The following is a 2,194-nucleotide window of genomic DNA, read 5'->3' on the forward strand; positions in this document are numbered from 1 at the left end:
TCCCGATTACTGGACGTCCTCGGGTGCCTCGACAACGCGGCGAGGTGCGGTGCCGGGCGACGCGGGTCAGGCAAGATCCGGAAGAGACGGCCTAGATTCCCGGGCGCAGTCCGGCGGCGATGCGGGCGGCGGCCGCCGCCAGGTGGGCGCGGGCCTCGGCGAGCTGCGCGGGGGTCACGCCGTGGTCGCGGGCCGCGTCGCGGACGTCGTCGCGGAAACGGTCCAGCAGCCGGTCCAGGTCCCGCGCCGGGTCGGAGGTGGGCGCCAGGTCCTCCGCCCACGCCGAGCCCGAGGGCCCGGGGGCGCTCGGCGCCTCGGCGGCGGGGCCGGCACCGGCCGCGTTCCCGCCCAGCCAGGCTCCGGCCAGGCTGCCCAGCACCCCGCTGGACCTGGCGAACTGCTCCTGGAGCTGCGCGGCGATGCGCTGCACCTCCTCACGGGCCCGCTCCTGGGCCTCCTTGGCCTGGCGGCGGGCCTGCTGGGCCTCCTCGCGGGCCCGGCGGCTCTCGTCCTTCGCGCGGCGCGCCTGCTCCTTCCACTCCTGCTTCGCCTTGCGGAGCTCCTCCTTGGCGGCCTTCCAGGACTCGTCCTCGACGTGCGTCGCCGTCGCGGAGGCCGCGGCCCGCATCTCGCGGCGCAGGTCGCCCGCGGCGCCGCGCACGTCGTCGCGCATCTCCGCGGCCAGTTCGGAGACGGAGTCGCGGATCTCCAGCTCCAGGTCGGCCAGCTCCCCGACCCGGTCGGCCAGCTCGGCGCGGCCCGCCTCGGTGATGGAGTACACCTTGCGCCCGCCCTCGGTGGCGTACGTGACCAGCCCCTCGGCCTCCAGCTTGGCGAGCCGCGGGTACACGGTGCCCGCGGACGGCGCGTACAGCCCCTGGAAGCGCTCCTCCAGCAGCCGGATCACCTCGTACCCGTGGCGGGGCGCCTCGTCCAGCAGCTTGAGGAGGTAGAGGCGGAGGCGTCCGTGGGCGAAGACGGGCGGCATGTCAGAGCACCTTCTTGTCGAGCTGGAGGGGAGCGGCGTCCGCCTGCGGGCGGCTCAGCAGGGCGATGGCCCCGGAGACGGTGGTGGCGCGCAGGGTCCCGGTGCCGGCGCCGAGGGTGCCGGTGATCCGCTTGGCCCCGAACTGGCCGGTGACGCGCAGGTCCCCGAAGCCGTTGGAGACGCTGCCGGTGGCGGTGTTGGCCTCGACCCTGGCGTCGGCGGGGTGCGGAAGGCGGATCGCCACCTGGCCGGAGACGGAGTTGAGCAGGATGTCCACCGGCGTGGGGGCGGCCGGGTCGGGGACGAGGTCGATGAGCATGTCGCCGCTGACCGAGTCGGCCCGTACGCTGCCGGCCGCGCCGTCGACCACCGTCAGACCTCCGGAGACGGAGTGGAAGCCGAGCTCCCCGGTGACGGACTGGACCTCGACGCTGCCGGAGACGGTGTTCGCCCGGACCCGGCCGGAGAGCCCCACCAGGGTGGCGTCGCCGGAGACCCCGTGGACCTCGGTGCCGCCGGTGATCCCGGAGACGAACGCGACGGCGCTGACGGTGCCGAGCTGGACGCGGGTGGCGGCGGGAACGGTGAGCGTGACGGTGACGCTGCGCTCCCAGGCCTTGCGGCCGTCCTTGGAAGCACCCGACCAGGCCTTCCAGGGCTTGCCCTCGAACCACTTCTTGAAGCCCTGGGAACCGTTCCAGGGGAGGTCCTCGTACGAGAGGGTGAGCGTGCCGCCCTCCTGGACCACGTGCAGCGGCGGCCCGTCGACCTCGGCGACCTCCAGCCGGGCCGGGCCCTCCTCGGCGGCGACCACGTTCACCGTGCCGCCGACGACGCGCACGCGCAGGTCGTGCACCGGCTGCTCGAAGGTGAGCTTCTGCGGTGCGGCGACGGACCAGGTCATCTGCTCTGCCATGGTGCTGCTCCTCCTCGGGGGCTGGTGCACGCAACATATCGCGTCTCACAACACGATATATCGCGGCCTCCGTAAGTCAAGCACCTACCGTCGGCCGTGGCGTGCCGCTGCGCGGAGCCTCCCCGTACTCTGCCCGGACCCGCGCCTCAAACGCCGGCGAGGCTGGATGTGGCGGCGAGGCGGGGACGAGGGGCACTCAACGGAGGGGGGGGGGGGGGGGGGGGGTGTCGTCCGGGACTAAAACGAGATGAATTCGGCGCGCGGTACCGCCCATCAGGCACATCCGGAAC

Annotated in this window: 2 protein-coding genes; both read right to left on the reverse strand. The window is 73.9% G+C overall.

Translation table 11 applies throughout. The features are described from left to right. Positions 1-91 precede the first annotated feature (91 nt). The gene (locus AB0D45_RS34735) at positions 92-988 is read right to left on the reverse strand and encodes a helix-turn-helix transcriptional regulator (RefSeq protein ID WP_361608691.1); all 897 of its coding nucleotides are present in this window, start codon (positions 986-988) and stop codon (positions 92-94) included. 1 nt (position 989) lies between these two features. Beyond that, complete coding sequence (locus AB0D45_RS34740; protein WP_362466683.1) at positions 990-1,904, reverse strand: DUF4097 family beta strand repeat-containing protein; 915 nt, start codon at positions 1,902-1,904, stop codon at positions 990-992. Positions 1,905-2,194 lie beyond the last annotated feature (290 nt).

This window comes from Streptomyces sp. NPDC048352, assembly GCF_040651895.1.
GTDB lineage: Bacteria > Actinomycetota > Actinomycetes > Streptomycetales > Streptomycetaceae > Streptomyces.